Raw genomic sequence first — 19,717 nt, 5'->3', positions numbered from 1 at the left:
GTGTCTGACTCCTCACGCGATACCGCCGAAGGCGCCGGCTGGGGCTCCGCCGAGCCCGGGGCCTACCGAGCGCTCATGCCCGCCCGCACCGAGAAGCTGTCCTGGCTGAACCCGAGAACCCTGTGGGCCGCCCGCAACGGCGTCCTGGCCTCGTGGTTCGGGGACCCCACCGGCGGCACCCGGGACCGCTGGGTCGCGCGGCGGACGGCGGACGGGGCGCCGGCCGACAAGGTGATCCGGCGGTCGGACCCGGACTCCTTCTCGTTCCTCGTCATCGGTGACACGGGAGAGGGCGACGACCCCCAGTACGCCGTGGTGCCCGGTCTGCTGACGGCCGGCCGGGACACCCGGTTCGCGGTCCTGGCCAGCGACGTGATCTACCCCGTGGGCAGCGCCGACGACTACGGCACGAAGTTCTTCCGCCCCTACCGCGACTACCCGGCGCCCATCTACGCGATACCGGGCAACCACGACTGGTACGAGGACCTCGGCGGCTTCATGCGGGTCTTCTGCGACGACGCCGCTCCCCCGCCGCCCGCGCCCCGCCCCCGGCCGCTCAGCGCCGCCTGGCTGCGGTCGCTGCTGTGGCACCGGGCCGACCCGGACGACGGCCGGCACCTGGACGAGGCGCGCAAACTGCGGTCCGCGCCGGAGCAGCGGGCCGAGCAGCCCGGGCCGTACTGGGCGATCGACGCGGGACCGGTGCGGATCATCGGCATCGACACGGGGCTGCTCGGCACCGTCGACGCCGCGCAGGGCGCCTGGCTGCGCGAGGTGTCCGCCGGGCCGCGGCCGAAGATCCTGGTGACCGGCTCGCCGCTGTACGTCGACGGCGAGCGCCGGCCGTGCGCCATCGAGGGGGGCGGCACGGTCGACGACATCGTCCGCGACCCGGCCCACCACTATGTCGCGGCGATCGGCGGCGACATCCACAACTACCAGCGCTACCCGGTCGACGTGGACGGCCGCACCATCCAGTACGTCGTCGCGGGCGGCGGCGGCGCCTTCATGCACGCCACCCACACCATCCCGCGCGTCTCGGTCGGCGGCGTCACCGAGGACGACTTCCGCTCCTACCCGCTGCGCGGCGACTCGCTCGCCTTCTACAGCGCGCTCTACGGGCGCCGGCTGCGGATGCGCCGCTTCTTCACCCTCACGGAGGCCGAGGCGACGGCCGTGATCGCCGAGCGCCTCGGCATCCGCACGGGCCGCGCGCCGGGCGAGGGCGCACGCGTCACCCGGCGCACCCGGCTGGTCGCCGGTCTGCTCGGCACGGCCCGGCGGCCGGAGCACAAGAAGCGGTTCCGGCTGCCCGTCCGGAAGGTCTACACGCAGGTGTTCTCACCGGGTTCGGCGACGTACAGCCCGCCGTTCTTCAAGTGCTTCCTGCGGCTGGACGTCTCCCCGGAGGCGGTGCGGCTGCGCTGCCACGCCGCCACCGGAAACCGGGCCCAGGAGCTGGACCCGCCGGTGGAGGACGAGGTGACGATCCCGCTGCGGTGACGCGCGGTCACCAGCGGCCGGGCTCGCTGCCGGTGAGGGCTTCGGACGGCGTGCCGTCGACCCCGGCCGGCACGTCGCCGGCCAGCATCACGCGGTGCATGGTCCGCGGGTGGCCGAGGTGGGCGTTGTCACTGGGGGCGAGGTGGATGGTGGCGCGGTTGTCCCAGAAGGCGACGCTCCCCGGCTCCCAGCGGAAGCGGACCGTGTATTCGGGGCGGGTGGCCTGCTCCAGGAGCAGTTCCAGGACGGCGGCGCTCTCGGGCCGGGAGAGGCCGGTGATCTGCTCGACGTAGTAGCCGTTGACGAACAGCACCCGCTCGCCGGTCTCCGGGTGGACGCGGACCAGCGGGTGCACGGTCGCCGTCTGGTGGTCGAGGAGGTGCCGGACGTAGGCGTCGTCGCCGGGCCGGGGCTGGTAGCCGACGCCGAGGCGGTGTTCGGCGCGCAGGGTGTCGGCGAAGGCGCGCATCGGGGCGGACAGTCCGGCGTAGGCGGCGGCGAGGTTCGCCCAGGTGGTGTCGCCGCCGTACGGCGGTACCGTCTCGGCCCGCAGGATCGTGGCGGCCGGCGGGTCGATCCGGGCGCCGTGGTCGCAGTGCCAGCCGCGCAGCAGCGTGTGGCGCCGGCGGGCCAACCACTCGTCGTGCTCCATGCCGAAGCGTCCGCCCAGCTCCAGCCGGTCGGCGGTCGTCTCGACCTCCGGGAACCCGGCCGGTGACGCCTTGCCCCGCCGGGGCAGGACGACCGGCTCGCCGAACTGGCGCGCGAACGCGATGTGTCCGGCGTGGTCGAGGCGCTGGTCCCGGAAGAACACCACCTTCCAGCGCAGCACCGCCGCCCGTACGGCCGCCACCTGGGCCGCGTCGAGCCCGGCGGCGAGGTCGACACCCAGGATCTCGGCGCCGATGTGCCCGGCGACGGGACGCACCTCGACGTCCGCGGTCCGGGCCGCCTCATCGGCCCGGGTGGCCCTGTCGGTGGCGCCGTGCGTCGTCCTGTCCGTCGTCATGCGTGCTCCGTTGGTCGGTGTGGTCCGTCCGTTCCCGTTCCGGCACCGATCGTGGCAGACCCGCCCGCCGTCCGGTTGATCACGGGTCCCCCGGTGGGCGAGGCTGGAGGGGCGGCGCACCGCCGCGCACAGTCGAGGGAAGGTCCTGCGGTGATCAGCATCCCGGCGCACACGCTCAACGACGGCACCACGCTCCCCGCCCTGGGGCTCGGCACCTGGCCGATGACGGACGACGAGGCCGAGCGGGCGGTCCGCACGGCCCTGGAGACGGGGTACCGCCTGATCGACACGGCGACGAACTACCGCAACGAGACCGGCGTCGGCCGCGGGGTGGCGGCCGGCGGGGTCCCCCGCGAGGAGATCGTCGTGACGACGAAACTGCCCGGCCGGCACCACGGGTACGAGGAGACGCTCGCCTCGTTCGAGGAGTCCCGGGCCCGGCTCGGGGTGGAGTACGTCGACCTGTACCTGATCCACTGGCCGCTGCCGCGGGTGGACAAGTACGTCGACTCCTGGAAGGCCATGGTCAAGCTCCGGGAGGACGGCCTGGTGCGCTCGGTGGGCGTCTCCAACTTCACGCCGGACCACATCGAGCGGCTGGAGAAGGAGACGGGGGTGCTGCCGTCCGTCAACCAGATCGAGCTGCACCCGCTGTTCCCGCAGGACGAGCTGCGCGCCTACCACGAGCGCAAGGGCATCCGCACCGAGAGCTGGAGCCCGCTGGGCCGCGGCAGCGATCTGCTGGACGACCCCGCCGTCGCCGCGGTCGCCGACGCGCACGGCGTGACGCCGGCCCAGGCGGTGCTGCGCTGGCACACCCAGCTGGGCGCGGTGCCGATCCCGAAGTCCGCCGACCCGGCGCGGCAGCGGGCCAACCTGGAGGTCTTCGGTTTCGAGCTGGGCCCGGAGCAGATGCGCGCGGTGGCCGACCGGGCGCACCGGCGGATCGGCGGCGACCCCGAGGTGCACGAGGAGTTCTGACCGGGGTACCCGGCCCCGGCCGGCGACGGTCCGACGGAAGGAGCCGCGGGTGGGCGACGGGAACGGGCTGCGGGACTACCGCGGCAGACGCGACTTCGGCCGGACCGGTGAGCCCTCCGGGCGCGGAGCGGCGGCCGGGGCGGGACGGCCGCGCTTCGTGGTGCAGATCCACGACGCGAGCACCCTGCACTTCGACTTCCGGCTGCAGGTCGGCGACGTGCTGAAGTCCTGGTCGGTGCCGAAGGGCCCGCCCGGGGACCCGAGCGAGAAGCGGCTCGCGGTGCCGACCGAGGACCACCCGCTGGAGTACGAGGAGTTCGAGGGCGTGATCGCGGCCGGGGAGTACGGGGGCGGCACGGTCATCGTGTGGGACCGCGGCGACTACGAGCAGCTCAGCCACGACCGCCGGGGCCGGCCCGTCGACTTCGCCGAGTCCCTGGAGTCGGGCCACGCCAGGTTCCGGCTGCACGGCTCGAAACTGCGCGGCGAGTACGCGCTGACCCGGTTCCGCGGCGGGCCGGGCGCGGCCGCCGGCGAGGACGCGGCGTGGCTGCTGGTGCGGACGGCCGGCGGCGGGCGCGGGCGCGGCGCCCCGGATCCGCGGCGCGCCCGGTCCGCGCGCACCGGGCGCACGCTGGCCCGGGTCGCGGCCGAAGAGGCCGGAAGGACCGGGGAGGCCGGGGACGGGCAGGCGTAGGGCCCATCGGGCGGTCACCGCGCGGGCAGCGGCTGCTCCGCCCAGATGGTCTTGCCGGTGTCCGTCTGCCGGCTGCCCCAGCGCTGGGTGAGCTGGGCGACCAGCAGCAGGCCGCGGCCGCCCTCGTCGTAGGCGTGCGCCCGGCGCAGATGGGGCGAGGTGGAACTGGCGTCGGATACCTCGCAGATGAGCGCGGTGTGCCGGATGAGACGCAGCTGGATGGGCGGCTCGCCGTACCGGATGGCGTTGGTGACCAGTTCGCTGACCACGAGTTCGGTGACGAAGGCCGTCTCGTCGAGCCCCCACGCCGTGAGCTGTTCCATGACGGACCGCCGGGTCGCCGCCACGTGCGCCGGGTCGGGGTGGACGTCCCAGGTGCGGATCCGGTCCTCGCCCAGGGCCCGGGTGCGGGCGAGCAGCAGGGCCACGTCGTCGGCGGGCTCCTCGGGCAGCACGGCCTTGAGCACGCCGTCGCACAGGGCGTCGAGCGAGGCGGCGGGGGCGGCCAGCGCCCGGCACAGTTCCGCGGTGGCGTGGTCGAGGTCGCGGTCCGGTTCGCGGTCCTCGACGAGGCCGTCGGTGTAGAGGGCGACGACGGAGCCCTCGGGCAGTTCCAGTTCGGTCGCCTCGAAGGGCAGTCCGCCCACGCCGAGCGGCGGCCCCGCGCTGACCGGGACGAGCCGCGCGGTGCCGTCGGGCAGCAGGATCGCGGGCGCGGGGTGGCCGGCCGCCGCGAGGGACAGCCGGCGGGAGACGGGGTCGTAGACGGCGTAGAGGCAGGTGGCGCCCAGTTCGGCGATCTCGCCCCGGTCTCCGTCGTCGGTCTCGCCGACGGCCGCGAGGTGGGTGACGAGGTCGTCCAGGTGGGTGAGCAGCTCGTCGGGCGGCAGGTCCACGTCGGCCAGGGTGCGCACGGCCGTGCACAGGCGTCCCATGGTCGCCGTGGACGGGATGCCGTGGCCCACGACGTCGCCGACGACGAGGGCTACCCGGGTGCCGGAGAGCGGGATCACGTCGAACCAGTCGCCCCCGATGCCGGCCGCCGACGCGGAGGGGAGGTAGCGGTGGGCCACCTCGACCGCGGCCTGGCCGGGCAGGCCCCTGGGCAGCAGGCTGCGCTGGATCTCCAGGGCGGTGGAGCGCTCGCGGGCGAAGCGCCGGGCGTTGTCCACGGAGACGGCGGCGCGGCCGACGAGTTCCTCGGCCAGTACGGCGTCCTCGGGGGCGAAGGGCTCCCGGGGCGCGGTGCGGGCGGCCAGCGCCACGCCGAGTGTGGTGCCGCGGGCCCGCAGGGGCACGCACAGGACGGAGCAGACGGCCTCGCGGAAGGCGCGGTTGTGCGGCGCCTCGGCCGCGCGGGTGCGCATCCAGCGGTCGAAGTCCGGGTCGCCGGGTCCGCCGAGGACGACGCGGCCCTCCCGCATCGCCCGGGCGGGCGGGGCGTAGGGCGGGTAGACCTCTCGTCCGCCCAGGTGCACGGCGGGGGTGGGAAAGCCCTCCTGCGCGAAGGCGTGGGCCGTCCGGCGCAGTTCGCCGTCCTCGGTGGACGCCGCGAGGGGCTCGTCGGTGCCCAGGGTCCAGTCGAGCAGGTCGACGGTGGCGAAGCCGGCGAACCGGGGCACCAGCAGGCCGACGAGCTCCTCGGCGGTGCGCACCACGTCGAGGGTGCTGCCGACGGCGCCCGCGGCGCCCAGCAGGTCCAACCGCTCCCGCGCCCGGTGCTGCTCGGTGCTCTCCAGGGCGGCCACGGCGACGGCGGTGAGGTCGCCGGACGCGTCGTGGACCGGCCAGATCTCCACGGTCCAGGCGTGCGGGCGGGTACCGGCGGGCGCCGGCGAGTAGGTCTCGTACTGGACGGGCAGGCCGTGTTCGGCGGCGAGCCGCAGGTGGTGCACGAAGGAACCCCGGCCGCTTCCGGTGCGGCCCAGCGTCTCGGGAAGGCCGCGGCCGATCAGCTCCCGCGCGGTGCGGCCCAGCATCCGGCAGGTGGTCTCGTTGACGTGCAGGAAGCGCAGCTCGGGGTCGAGGACGGCCATCGACAGGGACGCCTGCCGGACGGCCTCCTCGATCAGCCCGTGTCCCGGGGCCTCGGGCTGTGCGGTGACGGCGTGGCCGAGCGGTGCGCCGTCGGCCCCGAGCAGGGGGCAGGACCGCAGCCGCAGCAGGACCGTGCCGCCGTCGCGGTGGACGACCGCGGCGGTGCCGGACGGGGGGCCGTCGGGCAGGTCGCGGGCGAGCAGCTCCCGCGCTGCGCGCCCCACGACCTCGTCGGCCCGGTAGCCGGTGAGCCGCCGCGCGCCGTCGCTCCAGCCCGTCACCCTGCCCCGGGCGTCGACGGTCATCGCGGCGGAGACTTCCTCCATGCCGTCCAGGATCATCCCTGGGCGAAGCGGTATCAACCGGGACGGATCGTGAGCGGTTCCCGTCAGGCCCCGTGCGCGGCCGTCAGGCCCCGTGCGCGCGGAGGGCGGCGAGGGCGCGGTCGGCGTGCGTGTTCATCCTGATCTCGCTGCGCACGACCTCCAGGACGACGCGGTCGCGGCCGATCACGAAGGTGACCCGCTTGGTGGGGGCCATGCTGAACCCCCGCCTGACCCCGAACAGCTCGCGGACCGCGCCGTCGGTGTCGGAGAGCAGCGGCATGCCCAGGGTGTGGCGTCCGGTGAACTCCTGCTGCTTCTCGACGGTGTCGCCGCTGACGCCGACGGGGCGGGCACCGGCGGCCGCGAACTCGGCGGCGAGGTCGCGGAAGTGGCAGGCCTCCGCGGTGCAGCCGGCGGTCAGGGCGGCGGGGTAGAAGAACAACACGACCGGGCCGTCCGCGAGCAGTTCGGACAGGCGGCGCGGGGTGCCGGTCTCGTCGGGCAGGGTGAAGTCCTCGACGGTGTCGCCGACGGCGGGGGTGCGGCTCACGACCGGCCCTCGCTGCCCTTGGCGACACTGCGGGCCCACAGCACCAGCGGCACCTGCACGGGCAGCCGGCCGTAGGCGGCGGCCTTCAGGGGCGCGGGGCGGTGCCGCCAGTCCCAGGCCATCTTGGCGTTGGCGGGGAACACCCCGACGAAGAACGCGGCCGCGGTCAGCGCGGCCGCCTTCCGGGTGCGCGGCAGGGCGACACCGGCGGCCAGTGCGAGTTCCGCGACGCCACTGGCGTAGGTCCAGGTCCGGGGGGATCCGGGCAGGGAGCGGGGCACGATCGCGTCGAAGGTGCGGGGCTGGGCGAAATGGGCGACACCCGCGGTGGCCAGCAGGCCGGCGAGCAGCAGGGGTGAGCGTTCGGACCGGGGCACGGTTCCTCCTCTTGGGGCCTGGCGCGCGATATTACTCGACGGTAAGGACCGTGCGCCGCCCGCTCCCCGTCCGGGACCGCGGATCCGAGAACCCGGTCACTCCCCGCCCCGGGGCCTGACCGGCGCCAGCCACATGCCCACGATCGCGTCGACCAGGCCGTCGGCGGCCTCCCGCCAGCCGGACCGCGGCGTGGGCCTGCCCTCGGCGAGGGCGCGCTCCCGCTCGGCCGCCATGTGCACGATGAGGTGGCGCGCCATGTCGCCCCGCTCGGCGCGGACCTCGTCCGGCAGCGCGGGCATGCACCGGTCGCGGCCGGCGATGATCTCGCGCAGCGACGGAGAGGCCCGGGACTCCTCAACCATGATCTCCCGCAGCGCCGGGTCGGTCATGACCTGGGCGCAGAACCGGGCGTACCAGGTGGGGCCGCCCAGCTCCGCCAGGTGGTCGAACTGCGGCCGGACCAGGCAGTCCACCCAGTCGCGCAGGTCCGTCGAGTCGCCGAGGGCGGCGAGCTGGCCCGCCCGCAGTTCCTCGACGCGGGCCGAGTGCCGCTGCGCCACCGCGCGGACCAGGTCGGACTTGGTGCCGAAGTGGTAGCCGACCGCGGCGTTGTTGCCCTGGCCCGCGGCCTCGCTGACCTGCCGGTTGGAGACGGCGTAGACACCGTGCTCGGCGAAGAGCCGCTCGGCGGTGACGAGGATCAGCTGCCGGGTCGCGCCGGCCTGTTCGGTCCGGACCGTCCTGCCCGCCATGATCACCACCGCGCCGGGACTCTCCTCGCCGCCCGCCACGACCGGTCCCTCGGGTCGTCGCAGGTCCGACGCCGTACGGCGCCTCTCACGGAAGCCTACGGGGCACCCGCGCCGGATCACCGCGCGGGCCGGACGGGCACGCCCGCTCCACACCCCGTACGATACTTCAAGCGACTGACTTAAACATTCGCTCCGGCTCTCGCGCTCAACGCCCGAAAGGCACATCCATGCCCGCTTCCCCCGCCGCACCGCGGCCGAACGCCGTGGTGGCGGTACTGGCCCTGGCCGGCATCGTCGTCTCGCTGATGCAGACCCTGGTCATCCCGATCGTCCCGGAGCTGCCCAAGCTGCTGGACGCCCCCGCCTCGGACGCGGCCTGGGCGGTGACCGCCACGCTGCTCGCCGCCGCGGTGGCTACCCCGGTCGTCGGCAGGCTCGGCGACATGGCGGGCAAGCGGCGCATGCTGCTGCTCAGCCTGGTGCTGCTGATCGCCGGCTCGGCGGTCTGCGGACTGAGCGACACCCTCGTGCCGATGGTCGTCGGACGCGCCATGCAGGGACTCTCCGCCGCGGTGATCCCGCTGGGCATCAGCATCATGCGCGACGAACTGCCCGCCGAGCGGCTGGCCGGGGCCACGGCCCTGATGAGCGCCTCGCTCGGCGTCGGCGGCGCGCTCGGCCTGCCGATCGCCGCGCTGATCGCGGACAACCTCGACTGGCACATGCTCTTCTGGCTCTCCGGCGGCCTCGGGGCCGTGGCCCTGGTGATGGTCCTGATACTCGTGCCGGAGTCGGCGGTGCGCACCGGTGGCCGGTTCGACGTGCCCGGCGGTCTCGGCATGGCGGCCGGGCTGGTCTGCCTGCTGCTGGCGATCTCCAAGGGCGCCGACTGGGGCTGGACCAGCGGCACCACGCTCGGCCTGTTCGCGGCCGCTGTGGTGGTCCTGCTGGTCTGGGGCCGGTGGGAGCTGCGCACCCCGCAGCCGCTGGTGGACCTGCGCACCACCGCCCGCCGTCAGGTCCTCTTCACCAACCTGGCCTCGATCGCCGTCGGCTTCTCCATGTTCGCGATGTCCCTGGTGCTGCCGCAGCTCCTCCAGCTGCCGGAGGCCACCGGGTACGGCCTGGGCCGCTCCCTGCTGACCGCCGGTCTCGTGATGGCGCCCTCCGGCCTGGTGATGATGGCGTTCGCCCCGGTCTCGGCCAAGGTGTCCAAGTCGCGCGGTCCGAAGGTGACCCTGATGATCGGCGCCCTGATCGTCGCGGCCGGCTACGGCCTGAACATCGCCCTGATGAGCGAGGTCTGGCACCTGGTGCTGGTCTCCTGCGTCATCGGCGCCGGCATCGGCTTCACCTACGGCGCCATGCCCGCGCTGATCATGAGCGCGGTGCCCGCCCACGAGACGGCCGCCGCCAACAGCCTCAACACGCTCATGCGGTCCATCGGCACCTCGGTGGCCAGCGCCATCGCGGGCGTCGTGCTGGCCCAGATGACGGTCAGCCTCGGCGGCTTCGCCCTGCCCTCCGAGAACGCGTTCAAGGTCGTCATGGGCATCGGCGCGGGCGCCGCCGTGCTCGCCTTCGTGATCGCCTCCTTCATCCCGGGGCACCGCCCGGCGGCCGGCGCGGCGCACCCGGCACCGGCCGACGGTGCCGAGGCACGGGCCGCCTCCGCCCACTGACGCGACCGGCGCCGGTCCCCCGGGCGGGACCGGCGCCGTTCAGGCGAACCTGGCGGGCGACGCGCGTGCGGGCCGCCCCGCGCGTCGAGAACTGACCCGTGGAGCTGCCGCAGATCCCGCCGATGCTCGCCACCCCGGGCACCCTGCCGCCCGCCGCGCTGGACGCACGCTGGGCCTACGAGACCAAGCAGGACGGCCAGCGGGTGGTGGCCTACCTGCCCGGCGACGGAAGCGTGCTGCTGCGCGCCCGCTCCGGCCACGACATCACCGGCGCCTACCCCGAACTGGCGGCGCTCGGCGACGCGCTCGGCACCACCCCCGCCGTGTTGGACGGCGAGGTGCTGGCCCTGGACCAACAGGGCCGCGCCGACTTCCAGTTGCTCCAGTCCCGGATGGGCCTCGCGCACGCCCCGGCCCGCGCCGCGCAACGGGCGTCGAAGGTCCCCGTCCACCTGGTGCTCTTCGACGCCCTGCACCTGGCGGGCCGGTCCCTGCTGCGCCTGCCCTACACCGGCCGCCGCGAGCTGCTCACGGACCTGGGCCTGGCCGGCCCGTCCTGGTCCACCCCCGCCGCGCTGGTCGGCCACGGCGCCCAGGCCCTGCGGGCCACCCGCGAGCACGGCCTGGAGGGGCTGGTGTGCAAGCGGCTGGACTCGGTGTACGAACCCGGGGTCCGCTCCCGCGCCTGGATCAAGATCCGCAACATGCGCAGCGAGGACGTCGTGGTCGGCGGCTGGCTGCCCGGCAAGGGGCACATCACCGGCCTGCCCGGCGCCCTCCTGGTCGGCCAGCGCGCCGGGGGGCGGCTGCGCTACGTCGGCGGCGTCGGCACCGGCTGGAGCGCGGCCGAGCGCGCCGAACTGGCGGCGCTGCTGAAGGCGGCGGCGTCCGACGCGTGCCCCTTCGACCCGGTGCCGGCCGTGCCGGGCGCCCGCTGGGTGGTCCCCCGGCTGGTCGGCGAGGTCCGCTACAGCACCCGCACCCGCGAGGGCATGCTGCGCCAGCCGTCCTGGCTAAGGCTCCGTCCGGACCTGGCACCCGAGGACTCGGCGGCCGACATTCCGGACGACCGAGGATGAACGCGTGACGGGACATCAGTCCTTGGGCCGCGCTTCATCGCGTCGACGCCCGGGGGCCCTTGGCGCGGGAGGGAAAAGAGGGGACGCTGAACGCCCCTTCCCCCCACAGCCGTTGGGCTGCGCCCGCAGAGGAGAACGCGATGCCCTCGCGTACCGCCACCCCCCGTCGCCGCAGATGGCTCACCGCGCCGCTCGGCGCCCTCGCCCTCGTCGTCGCCTTCCCCGCGAGCGCGTTCGCCGCGCCGCCCCCCGGACTGCCCGCCAACGCGGACGGCCCGGAGCGGACGTACCAGCCGGCCTACGACTACGACACCGACGGCTGCTACCCCACGCCGGCCATCGCGGCCGACGGCACCGTCAACGGCGGGCTCAACCCGACCGGCGCGCTCAACGGCAACTGCCGGGACGCCGCCGACCTGGACAACACCAACGGCTACGCGCGCTCCAAGTGCAACAACGGCTGGTGCGCCTACCTGTACGGCCTCTACTTCGAGAAGGACCAGGCGCTGCCCGGCAGCAGCCTCGGCGGCCACCGGCACGACTGGGAGCACGTGGTGGTGTGGGTGCGGGACGGCGCGGTGCAGTACGTGTCGACCTCCAACCACGGCTCGTTCAGCGTGCACGCGAGTTCGGCGGTCCGCTTCGACGGCACCCATCCGAAGATCGTCTACCACAAGGACGGCATCAGTACCCACTGCTTCCGCCTGGCGACCTCCGGCGACGAGCCGCCGGAGAACCACAAGGGGACCTGGCAGTACCCGGCGCTCGTGGGATGGAACGGCTATCCGGCGGGCGTGCGGGAGAAGTTGGTCTCCCACGACTTCGGCAGCGCCAACTTCGGCCTGAAGGACGGCAGCTTCGCCTCCCACCTGGCGTCCGCCAAGCCCGCCGGAATCCCGTTCGATCCGAACGCCTGAGCCAGGCCGCCTCGAGAGACGCACGACACCCGGGCCGGGCCGGGTCGACCACCCGGCCCGGCCGCACCGGTGGGCACTATCGTGTCCGCATGTCCGACCCCGAACTGATCCGCATCGTCTCGCGCGACTCCCCCATGGCCCTCGCCCAGGTCGAGCGCGTCCGGGGCGAACTGGCGGCCCTCCACCCCGGTGTCCGCACCGAGGTCGTGCCCGTGAAGACCACCGGCGACAAGTGGCTCGGCGACCTGTCGCTGGTGGAGGGCAAGGGCGCGTTCACCAAGGAGGTGGACGCCGCCCTGCTGTCCGGCGAGGCCGACCTCGCCGTGCACTGCGTCAAGGACGTGCCCGCCGACCGGCCGCTGCCCGCCGGCACCGTCTTCGCGGCCTTCCTGAAGCGGGACGACATCAGGGACGCCCTCGTCCACCCGCGGGGGCTCACCCTGGACGAACTCCCGGCCGGCACCCGGATCGGGACCTCCTCGGTGCGCCGCGTCGCGCAACTGGCCGCCACCCACCCGCACCTGAGGTGCGTGCCGTTCCGCGGCAACGCCAACCGGCGGCTGGCCAAGCTCGCCGCCGGCGAGGCGGACGCGCTGCTGCTCGCGGTCTCCGGCCTGGAGCGCATCGGCCGCCAAGACGTGATCAGCGAGGTCCTCTCCCCCGAGGCGATGATGCCGCCGATCGGCGCGGGGATCCTCGCCCTTCAGTGCCGAGCGGACGACACCGCGCTCATCGACGCGGTCAGCGGCCTCGGCGATCCCGACACGCACCGGGAGGCGACGGCGGAGCGCATGTTCCTGCACGTCCTCCAGGGCCACTGCAACAGCCCGATCGCCGGCTACGCCCGCGTGGACCGCGGCGGCGAACTCTCGCTGCGCGCCTGCGTGTTCACCCCCGACGGCAAGACCCGGCTGAACGCCCACGAGTGGGCGGGCCGCCTCGACCCGGCCACCCTGGGCACCTCGGTCGCCGTGGCCCTGCTGCGGCAGGGCGCCCGCGAGATCATCGACGGCATCGCGCACTGACGCGCGGCCGCCCGGCGGATCAGGCGGAGCCTTCCTCCGCCTGCTCCCGCAGGAACGCGCTGACCTGGTGCGCCAGCCCCTCTTCGCGCACCGCGCCCGGGGCCGTCCCGGCGGCCGGGTCGGCCGGCCCGAGGCCGCCGCTCCACAGCCGGCGGTCGGCCCACTCCTCGTCCACCCGCAGCTGGACCTGGACGTCCACCACCCCGAGGCTCGGCTCGGGGCCGGCCGCGTAGAGCACGGCGGTGGCCCGGCGCAGCGGGTAGACGTCGAAGCCCTCGATGAACTGGGAGTTGCGCCAGTCGAGGAAGGCGCTCTCGCCGTCGGGGCCGATCCGCACGTCGACCTGGCCGTCCTCCAGGTGGATGCCGAGATGCCCCGGGCCCCGGTTCTCGACGGTCACCCGGACCCGGAAGTACGTCAGTCCCTCGGCGGCGTCGTCGCGCCCACGCGGCGGCTCGGCCGGCTCAAGACGGTGGACGCGGACCCGCAGGCCGGCGTGCTCGTCGTACTCCTGCCAGTCCCCGACCACGTTCGGCTCGTACACGGTGCCCCTCTCGACCTCTCGACGCTGCTTCCTATCTGTGCGCTCAGTGCACTGTCAAATGAGCGGAATGCGCTGTGGCCAGGGATTTCGTGGCCCGTGATCGGTGATCAAGCGCTGCCCAGGAAGGATCCCCGAAGGCCCGTTCCGGACGATCACGCCGAGGGTGCCGCACATCACTCTCCGGCCCGCCGGCCCCGCCGGTGACCGGCCCGCGGCCGTTCGAGTGGCCGTTCGGCCCAATCGCGCTCAGTATCCATATGTACGAGGACTTGCCAGCACCCCTGCCGAGGGAGGTGCGCGTGATGCGTGTCGCCGGCCGTACCAAGCCCCATCCGCACGACGACGCCCCCGACACCGCAGCGGCGTTCGACCGGCTCGCCGGGTTGCCCGAGGGGCCCGAGCGCCAGGCGCTGCGGGACGAACTGATCCGCAGCTGGCTCCCGATGGCGGAGCGGATAGCCGTGCGCTTCCGGGGCCGCGGCGAGAACCTGGAGGATCTCTACCAGGTGGCGGCCCTCGGGCTGGTCAAGGCCGTGGACCACTACGACCCGGAACGCGGCCACGCCTTCGAGGCGTACGCCGTACCGACGGTGACCGGCGAGATCAAGCGCCACTTCCGCGACCACATGTGGACCCTGCACGTGCCCCGGCGGATCCAGGACCTGCGCAACCGGGTGCGCCGCTCGGCGAAGGAGCTGGCGCAGACGACGCCGGGGCGGGCGCCGACGGTCGACGAGATCGCCGAGCACGCGCAGCTGACCGTGGTCGAGGTCCGCACCGGCATGGAGGCCCTGGAGTGCTTCACGGCCCTGTCGCTGGAGGCGGAGATGCCCGGCACCGACGGATACGCCCTGGGGGACGCGCTCGGCGGCCCCGATCCGGCCTTCGACGCGGTGGTGGACCGGGTGGCCGTGCGGCCCTGTCTCGAGGCGCTGCCCGAGCGCGAGCGCACCATTCTCTACCTGCGGTTCTTCGGCGGGATGACCCAGAGCCGCATCGCGCAGCAGCTCGGCATCTCGCAGATGCACGTCTCACGGCTGCTCACCGGCTGCTTCGACCGGATCCGCGAGGAGATCCTCACCGAGGCGCGCTGAGGCCCCGCCGCCCCTGAACGGCACGGGGCCCCTGCCGTTCAGGGGCGGGGCGGCGGACCGGCGATCTCGGTGGGGCCGTGCAGGTCGAGGCGGTCCTCCAGGGTCGCCACGATCTCCGGCGGCATCACTCCGGTGCCGCCCCAGGCGACGATCACCTCCGCCACGCTGCGCAGCTTGATGTTCGTGTGCTGGGAGACCTCCCGCAGGACGGTCCACCCGACGTCCGGCGTCACCCTGCCGAGGGCGACGACCACACCGATCGCCTGGTCGACGACGGCGTGCGACACCACCGCCTCCTTGAGCTGCCGCACCTGCTCCTGCAACAGGTCGATCCGGTCCTCTTCCGTGTCCAGGTCCGTGGGCATGGTCACCTCCCGCTCTCCGTCGCCGGCGCGGCCGCCGGCCTGTCCCGTTGGGCCGTACGGGGCGGCCGCGCCACCGTTTCGGCGTCGCCGCCGGGGTACTCGGCAGGCGCCCGCCGCACTCCCGGCCGGACACTGGTGTGGAGCCGGTGGCTGCCGGTGGACGAGACCAGGACGCGACTGCCATGAACCACGACATGACCTTCCCCACCGGCCGGGAGAGCCTGATCGACACGCACTCCGTGTACGGGGCGCCCTGCTGGGTGAGCCTCACCAGCCGTGATCTTCAGGCCACCGAGGAGTTCTACACCGCCGTGCTGGGCTGGCGGTGGCGGCCCGGCAAGCTGGGTGATCCGTTCCGCATCGCGCTGGCCGACGGCAGGCCGGTCGCGGGGATCGCCGCGGTGGCCGCGATGTGGCAGATGGCGGTGGCCTGGACGCCGTACTTCGCCGTGCGCAGCGCGGACGAGGCGGTGTCGCGGGCGCAGGAGCGCGGTGGCACGGCCGCGGTCGGGCCGATCTCCCTGCCGCCGGGCCGGGCGGCGCTGCTGGCCGACCGGGACGGCGCGACCTTCGGGATCTGGGAGGGCGAGCTGTTCACCGACTGGGACGCCTGGCGCACGTCGCGTCCGGCCTTCATCCGCCTGCACACGCGGGACGCGTTCGACGCGGCCATCTTCTACGGCGAGATCTTCGACTGGGGGTCCGGCGAGGGCTGCTGCGAGGTGGGGTACGAGGGCGACGAGGTCGTCCTGCGCAACCAGGGCGACGTGGTGGCCCGCATCGAGTCCGGGGCCCTGGGGGCGGCACCCGACCCGTCCCTGCGGCCGCACTGGCAGATCCACTTCGCGGTGCGCGACGTCGGCGCGTGCGTCCGGGCGGCGGAGCGGCACGGCGGCGGCGTGCTCTCGCTGGACGCCGACGAGGCGGTGCTCCGGGACGCCGACGGCGCGCAGTTCACGGTGACCGCGCGCCGCTTCGACGGCTGACCTCACCGGGCGGTGCGGGACGGCCGGGAGAGCAGCACCAGACTGCGCTGCTCGACGGTGACCACGGTGCCCGCCTTGTGCTCCGCCTCGTCGGGGACGCCCTCCGGGTCGGCGGTGTCGACCAGGGCGGTCCAGCGTTCGCCGTAGGCCGCGCCGGGGAGCCGGAAGTCGGCGGGCTCCCAGTGGCTGTTGAACAGCAGCAGGAAGGAGTCGTCGACCACGGGCCGGCCGCACGGGTCGGGTTCGGCGATGGCGTCGCCGTTGAGGAAGACGCCGACGGTGTGCGCGTCGGGGCGCTGCCAGTCGGTGTCGCCCATCTCCCGGGCGTCGGGCCGCAGCCACACCAGGTCGGGCAGCGGCTGCTCCTCGCGGGTGGCCGTGTCGCCGAGGAAGAAGCGGCGCCGGCGCAGCACGGGGTGCTCGGTGCGCAGCGCGATGACGCGGCGGGCGAAGTCCAGGAGGGCGCGCCGCTCGTCGTCGAGCCGCCAGTCGATCCAGGAGATCTCGTTGTCCTGGCAGTAGGCGTTGTTGTTGCCGCGCTGGGTGCGGCCCAGTTCGTCGCCGTGGCAGAGCATCGGGATGCCCTGGGAGAGCAGCAGCGTGGCGAGGAAGTTGCGCTGCTGGCGGCCGCGCAGTTCCAGCACGGCGGGGTCGTCGGTCTCGCCCTCGGCGCCGCAGTTCCAGGACCGGTTGTGGCTCTCGCCGTCCCGGTTGCCCTCGCCGTTGGCGTCGTTGTGCTTGTCGTTGTACGACACGAGGTCGCGCAGCGTGAAGCCGTCGTGGGCGGTGACGAAGTTGACGCTCGCGCGGGGGCGGCGCCGGCTGTGCTGGTAGAGGTCGGAGGAGCCGGTCAGCCGGGAGGCGAACTCGCCGAGCGTGTTGTCCTCGCCGCGCCAGAAGTCCCGTACCGCGTCCCGGTACATGCCGTTCCACTCCGACCACAGCTGGGGGAAGTTGCCCACCTGGTAGCCGCCCTCGCCGACGTCCCAGGGCTCGGCGATCAGTTTGACGCGGCTGATCACCGGGTCCTGCTGGATGAGGTCGAAGAAGGCCGACAGCCGGTCCACCTCGTGGAACTGCCGGGCCAGGGTGGCCGCGAGGTCGAAGCGGAAGCCGTCGACGTGCATCTCGGTCACCCAGTACCGCAGCGAGTCCATGATGAGCTGGAGCACGTAGGGGTGGCGCATCAGCAGGCTGTTGCCGGTGCCGGTGGTGTCGTAGTAGTGCTGCCAGTCGCCGTCCACCAGGCGGTAGTACGAGGCGTTGTCGATGCCCCGGAAGGACAGGCTCGGGCCCTGCTCGTTGCCCTCGGCGGTGTGGTTGTAGACCACGTCGAGGATCACTTCGAGGCCGGCCGCGTGCAGGGTCTTGACCATCGCCTTGAACTCGGTGACCTGCTGGCCCCGGGTGCCGAGCGCGGCGTAGCCGTTGTGGGGCGCGAAGAAGCCGATGGTGTTGTAGCCCCAGTAGTTGGCCAGGCCCCGGTCCTGGAGCACGCCGTCGTGGACGAACTGGTGCACCGGCATCAGCTCGACGGCGGTCACGCCGAGGGACTTCAGGTGCTCCACGACCGCGGGGTGCGCCAGTCCCGCGTAGGTGCCGCGCAGTTCGGGCGGCACGTCGGGGTGGGTGCGGCTGAGCCCGCGGACGTGGGCCTCGTAGATCACGGACTCGGCGTACCGGCGCCGGGGCGGGCGGTCGTCGCCCCAGTCGAAGTAGGGGTCGGTGACGACGCCGAGCATGGTGTGTCCGGCGCTGTCGCCCGGGTCCGCCCGGCCCTGTCCCCGCTCGAAGAGGGAGGCGTGGTTGTCCACCTGCCCGTCCACCGCGCGGGTGTAGGGGTCGAGGAGGAGCTTGGCGGGGTTGCAGCGGTGGCCGACGGCGGGGGCCCACGGACCGTGGACCCGGTAGCCGTACCGCGTGCCGGGTCCGACGCCCGGCAGGTAGCAGTGCCAGACGAAGCCGTCGACGTCGGGCAGCGCGATCGTGTTCTGCGTGCCGTCCTCGTCCACGAGCACCAGGTCGACGCGTTCGGCGACCTCGCTGAACAGGGCGAAGTTGGTGCCCTGTCCGTCGTAGGAGGCGCCCAGCGGGTAGGGCAGCCCGCTCCACACGGGCGAGCCCTTCCAGTTCGGCCTCTCGCGGGTCACCGGGCCTCCTCCAGTACGCCGGCGGCCGGGCGGGCGAGCCGGGCCACGGGCATGATCTCGCGCGGCACTTCCAGCCCCTCCTGGGTGATCGGCTCCGGTGACGTGGCCACCAGCGGGACGCGCTCGCCGGACCGGGCGCGCCGGGAGAACCAGATGACCTTCGCTCCGGTGTCGGTGGCGCAGCAGCCCCAGCCGTCGCTGTGCGCGGCGAGGTGCTGGAGGCAGGTGCGCAGGTCCAGGTCGGGGCGGAGGGCGTGGTCGTTGCCCGCTACGGCCGTGATGAGGTGCTGGCGGTTCCACCACATCTCGATCGACGTGTTCTTGTCGCTCGCGTGCTCGTCGATCGCGCGCAGCAGCATCTCGGCACCCGAACAGACGGGCTCGACGAGGTTCTCCAGGTTCCAGAACCGGAGGTGAGCGGCCAGGATGCGCCTGACCTGTCCGACCCGTTCCGGGCTCACTTCCACGTCGAGGTGGTAGTAGCAGGGCACTGCGGTCTTCATCGTCGTGGCTCCTCACCGCGAAGGCTCCCGCTCCTCCCGTCCCTTGGGGGACGGGCTCCCCGATCACGAAGCGTGAGCGCTGATCGCTTCTGAGTCACTCCAGAGTGGGATCGGTAGTCCATTCGTGCAACACGAGCACCCGACCGCCGCGAAACCGGCGAAAGCGGACGCGCGAAAGAAGTTGAAGATCCAACAAGACGGCGCGTCACCACCCGTGCACCATGTGTGAAGAACTCGATCGTCCGTATCACCGGACCGTCCGGAAGGTGACCGGCCATGCTGCTCCCCGCGAAGAGCGAAGTCGCCCGGCAGCTGCGGCATTACCGCGCCTGGGAACGCTCGATGCTGGCGTCCCCCTCGGACGTGACGGTCCGCACCACCTTCGAGGACTCCGGCTACACCCTCTGCGTGCTGATGGGGAAGCGGTGTGCGCGCGAGGCCGCCGACGCGGCCGAGAGGTATCTGCGGACGAACCTGGTCACCCATGCGCACGAACAGCCGGAACGACTCGCGCCGTCGGGGCCGATGACCCCGTCGGGCGCGGCCTGACCCATCGGCCGGGCACGCGCCCGGCCCCGAGCACGGCGGAGGTGAGAACGGATGACGGCGACCGTGGGGATCGGACGTGTCCCGGTCCGGGACGTCCACCCGGTGGTGGAGCACGGCAGGCGGCCGGCGAAGGCGGTGACGGGAGAGACGTTCGAGGTCTCCGCCACCGTGTTCCGGGAGGGGCACGACGCGGTCGCCGCCAACGTGGTGCTCAAGGACCCGGAGGGCAGGCCGGGACCGTGGACGCCGATGCGGGAGCTGGCGCCGGGCAGCGACCGCTGGGGCGCCGAGGTCACCCCGGACGCGCCGGGCGACTGGACGTTCCGGGTGGAGGCGTGGAGCGACCCCGTCTCCACCTGGCGGCACCACGCGCGCATCAAGATCCCGGCCGGCATCGACGCCGGCCTCGTGCTCGAGGAGGGCGCGGAGCTGCACCGGCGGGCGGCCGCCGGCGTCCCGGGGACCTCCGGGCGCGCCGTGCTGCTGGCCGCCTCGCAGACCCTGCTGGACGACACGCTGCCCGTGGCCACGCGGCTGGCGGCGGCGCTGACGCCGGAGGTGGACGCGGTCCTGGCCCGGCATCCGCTGCG

20 protein-coding genes are annotated in these 19,717 nt (G+C 73.8%); 11 read left to right on the top strand and 9 right to left on the bottom strand.

Annotation, left to right across the window (positions count from 1 at the left end):
* The gene (locus tag IE108_RS31195) at positions 1-1,503 is read left to right on the top strand and encodes a metallophosphoesterase family protein (protein WP_064726225.1); all 1,503 of its coding nucleotides are present in this window, start codon (positions 1-3) and stop codon (positions 1,501-1,503) included.
* 7 nt (positions 1,504-1,510) lie between these two features.
* On the opposite strand, the gene IE108_RS31190 is transcribed toward IE108_RS31195, so the two are convergent.
* Positions 1,511-2,512 carry a TauD/TfdA dioxygenase family protein gene (locus tag IE108_RS31190; protein ID WP_064726226.1) on the bottom strand — a complete coding sequence of 334 codons (1,002 nt, stop codon included), beginning with the start codon at positions 2,510-2,512 and terminating at the stop codon, positions 1,511-1,513.
* A 150-nt stretch (positions 2,513-2,662) separates the two neighbouring features.
* Between IE108_RS31190 and IE108_RS31185 the strand changes: the two genes are divergently transcribed.
* On the top strand, positions 2,663-3,493 hold the full coding sequence (locus IE108_RS31185; RefSeq protein ID WP_064726227.1) for an aldo/keto reductase: 831 nt from the start codon (positions 2,663-2,665) through the stop codon (positions 3,491-3,493).
* Between the two features lie 49 nt (positions 3,494-3,542).
* Complete coding sequence (locus tag IE108_RS31180; protein ID WP_064726228.1) at positions 3,543-4,190, top strand: DNA polymerase ligase N-terminal domain-containing protein; 648 nt, start codon at positions 3,543-3,545, stop codon at positions 4,188-4,190.
* A 14-nt stretch (positions 4,191-4,204) separates the two neighbouring features.
* Here IE108_RS31180 and IE108_RS31175 read toward each other — a convergent pair whose 3' ends face one another.
* The 4 genes from IE108_RS31175 to IE108_RS31160 all read right to left on the bottom strand — a co-directional run bounded on the left by IE108_RS31175 (position 4,205) and on the right by IE108_RS31160 (position 8,233).
* Positions 4,205-6,553, bottom strand: coding sequence for a SpoIIE family protein phosphatase (locus IE108_RS31175; RefSeq protein WP_064731611.1), 2,349 nt, complete (start codon positions 6,551-6,553; stop codon positions 4,205-4,207).
* Between the two features lie 82 nt (positions 6,554-6,635).
* Positions 6,636-7,103: a peroxiredoxin gene (locus IE108_RS31170; protein ID WP_064726229.1), complete on the bottom strand. Its 468-nt coding sequence runs from the start codon at positions 7,101-7,103 to the stop codon at positions 6,636-6,638.
* Positions 7,100-7,480, bottom strand: a complete 381-nt coding sequence (locus IE108_RS31165) for a DoxX family protein (protein WP_064726230.1) — start codon at positions 7,478-7,480, stop codon at positions 7,100-7,102. The genes IE108_RS31170 and IE108_RS31165 overlap by 4 nt, the downstream gene beginning before the upstream one ends.
* 96 nt (positions 7,481-7,576) lie before the next feature.
* Positions 7,577-8,233 (bottom strand): TetR/AcrR family transcriptional regulator, encoded by a 657-nt coding sequence (locus IE108_RS31160; RefSeq protein WP_064731612.1) that lies wholly within the window; start codon positions 8,231-8,233, stop codon positions 7,577-7,579.
* Positions 8,234-8,460: 227 nt separating this feature from the next.
* On the opposite strand from IE108_RS31160, the gene IE108_RS31155 reads away from it, so the two are divergent.
* The 4 genes from IE108_RS31155 to hemC all read left to right on the top strand — a co-directional run bounded on the left by IE108_RS31155 (position 8,461) and on the right by hemC (position 12,936).
* Positions 8,461-9,915, top strand: a complete 1,455-nt coding sequence (locus IE108_RS31155; RefSeq protein ID WP_064726231.1) for an MFS transporter — start codon at positions 8,461-8,463, stop codon at positions 9,913-9,915.
* 98 nt (positions 9,916-10,013) lie between these two features.
* A complete protein-coding gene (gene ligD, locus IE108_RS31150) occupies positions 10,014-10,994 on the top strand; it encodes a non-homologous end-joining DNA ligase (protein ID WP_064726232.1) in 981 nt (326 codons plus the stop codon).
* A gap of 140 nt (positions 10,995-11,134) precedes the next feature.
* On the top strand, positions 11,135-11,911 hold the full coding sequence (locus IE108_RS31145; protein ID WP_064726233.1) for an NPP1 family protein: 777 nt from the start codon (positions 11,135-11,137) through the stop codon (positions 11,909-11,911).
* An 89-nt stretch (positions 11,912-12,000) separates the two neighbouring features.
* On the top strand, positions 12,001-12,936 hold the full coding sequence (gene hemC / locus IE108_RS31140) for a hydroxymethylbilane synthase (protein ID WP_064726234.1): 936 nt from the start codon (positions 12,001-12,003) through the stop codon (positions 12,934-12,936).
* A gap of 19 nt (positions 12,937-12,955) precedes the next feature.
* Here hemC and IE108_RS31135 read toward each other — a convergent pair whose 3' ends face one another.
* Positions 12,956-13,480: a hypothetical protein gene (locus tag IE108_RS31135; protein WP_064726235.1), complete on the bottom strand. Its 525-nt coding sequence runs from the start codon at positions 13,478-13,480 to the stop codon at positions 12,956-12,958.
* A gap of 302 nt (positions 13,481-13,782) precedes the next feature.
* Here IE108_RS31135 and IE108_RS31130 point away from each other — a divergent pair, with 302 nt between their 5' ends.
* Complete coding sequence (locus tag IE108_RS31130; RefSeq protein WP_064726236.1) at positions 13,783-14,574, top strand: SigB/SigF/SigG family RNA polymerase sigma factor; 792 nt, start codon at positions 13,783-13,785, stop codon at positions 14,572-14,574.
* Between the two features lie 38 nt (positions 14,575-14,612).
* On the opposite strand, the gene IE108_RS31125 is transcribed toward IE108_RS31130, so the two are convergent.
* Positions 14,613-14,939, bottom strand: a complete 327-nt coding sequence (locus tag IE108_RS31125) for an ANTAR domain-containing protein (protein WP_189397809.1) — start codon at positions 14,937-14,939, stop codon at positions 14,613-14,615.
* 182 nt (positions 14,940-15,121) lie between these two features.
* Here IE108_RS31125 and IE108_RS31120 point away from each other — a divergent pair, with 182 nt between their 5' ends.
* Positions 15,122-15,925 (top strand): VOC family protein, encoded by an 804-nt coding sequence (locus tag IE108_RS31120; RefSeq protein ID WP_064726238.1) that lies wholly within the window; start codon positions 15,122-15,124, stop codon positions 15,923-15,925.
* A gap of 2 nt (positions 15,926-15,927) precedes the next feature.
* On the opposite strand, the gene glgX is transcribed toward IE108_RS31120, so the two are convergent.
* Positions 15,928-18,075: a glycogen debranching protein GlgX gene (gene glgX / locus IE108_RS31115; protein WP_064726239.1), complete on the bottom strand. Its 2,148-nt coding sequence runs from the start codon at positions 18,073-18,075 to the stop codon at positions 15,928-15,930.
* Entirely contained in the window at positions 18,072-18,578 is a 507-nt protein-coding gene (locus tag IE108_RS31110) for a hypothetical protein (protein WP_064726240.1), read from the bottom strand. The genes glgX and IE108_RS31110 overlap by 4 nt, the downstream gene beginning before the upstream one ends.
* 276 nt (positions 18,579-18,854) lie before the next feature.
* On the opposite strand from IE108_RS31110, the gene IE108_RS31105 reads away from it, so the two are divergent.
* Positions 18,855-19,127: a DUF5133 domain-containing protein gene (locus IE108_RS31105; RefSeq protein ID WP_064726241.1), complete on the top strand. Its 273-nt coding sequence runs from the start codon at positions 18,855-18,857 to the stop codon at positions 19,125-19,127.
* Between the two features lie 51 nt (positions 19,128-19,178).
* Positions 19,179-19,717 (top strand): maltotransferase domain-containing protein (locus tag IE108_RS31100; protein ID WP_189397803.1); only part of this gene is annotated, 539 nt, incomplete at its 3' end.

The organism is Streptomyces parvulus (assembly GCF_014648855.1).
Taxonomy (GTDB): domain Bacteria; phylum Actinomycetota; class Actinomycetes; order Streptomycetales; family Streptomycetaceae; genus Streptomyces; species Streptomyces parvulus.
This window is presented reverse-complemented; position numbering and strand designations above follow the sequence as displayed.

Bases quoted from the DNA above. Each gene is read 5' to 3' on its own strand.
- IE108_RS31105 (WP_064726241.1), top strand. From the start codon at position 18,855: ATGCTGCTCCCCGCGAAGAGCGAAGTCGCCCGGCAGCTGCGGCATTAC.
- IE108_RS31175 (WP_064731611.1), bottom strand. From the start codon at position 6,553: ATGGAGGAAGTCTCCGCCGCGATGACCGTCGACGCCCGGGGCAGGGTG.
- IE108_RS31145 (WP_064726233.1), top strand. From the start codon at position 11,135: ATGCCCTCGCGTACCGCCACCCCCCGTCGCCGCAGATGGCTCACCGCG.
- IE108_RS31125 (WP_189397809.1), bottom strand. From the start codon at position 14,939: ATGCCCACGGACCTGGACACGGAAGAGGACCGGATCGACCTGTTGCAG.
- IE108_RS31160 (WP_064731612.1), bottom strand. From the start codon at position 8,233: ATGGCGGGCAGGACGGTCCGGACCGAACAGGCCGGCGCGACCCGGCAG.
- IE108_RS31130 (WP_064726236.1), top strand. From the start codon at position 13,783: ATGCGTGTCGCCGGCCGTACCAAGCCCCATCCGCACGACGACGCCCCC.
- hemC (WP_064726234.1), top strand. From the start codon at position 12,001: ATGTCCGACCCCGAACTGATCCGCATCGTCTCGCGCGACTCCCCCATG.
- IE108_RS31190 (WP_064726226.1), bottom strand. From the start codon at position 2,512: ATGACGACGGACAGGACGACGCACGGCGCCACCGACAGGGCCACCCGG.
- IE108_RS31110 (WP_064726240.1), bottom strand. From the start codon at position 18,578: ATGAAGACCGCAGTGCCCTGCTACTACCACCTCGACGTGGAAGTGAGC.
- IE108_RS31155 (WP_064726231.1), top strand. From the start codon at position 8,461: ATGCCCGCTTCCCCCGCCGCACCGCGGCCGAACGCCGTGGTGGCGGTA.
- IE108_RS31120 (WP_064726238.1), top strand. From the start codon at position 15,122: ATGAACCACGACATGACCTTCCCCACCGGCCGGGAGAGCCTGATCGAC.